Below are 272 nucleotides of genomic sequence, written 5' to 3'. Positions count from 1 at the left end.
ACCATGAAACACGGATGTCTCATCGCCACAGGCAGTGCATTGTCGTTGCTTGCCTCCAGCGCCATGGCGCAAAGCGCCGTCACGTTGTACGGCATCATCGATGCCGGCATTTCCTACACCAACAACGTCAAGGGCGGTTCGTTGTGGCAGGAAAGCTCCGGCAAGCTGGGCGGTAACCGCTGGGGCATGAAAGGCATCGAGGACCTGGGTGAAGGACTCGCCGCCGTCTTCACGCTCGAAAGCGGGTTTTATTCCACCAACGGGACGTTCGG

The 272-nt window shown here is 59.2% G+C and carries 1 protein-coding gene; it reads left to right on the top strand.

From position 1 onward, the window contains the following. Positions 1-3 precede the first annotated feature (3 nt). Positions 4-272 (top strand): porin (locus SB771_RS34495; protein WP_410721976.1); only part of this gene is annotated, 269 nt, incomplete at its 3' end.

It is taken from the genome of Burkholderia sp. SIMBA_051, from assembly GCF_046534915.1.
Taxonomy (GTDB): domain Bacteria; phylum Pseudomonadota; class Gammaproteobacteria; order Burkholderiales; family Burkholderiaceae; genus Burkholderia; species Burkholderia ambifaria.
This window is presented reverse-complemented; position numbering and strand designations above follow the sequence as displayed.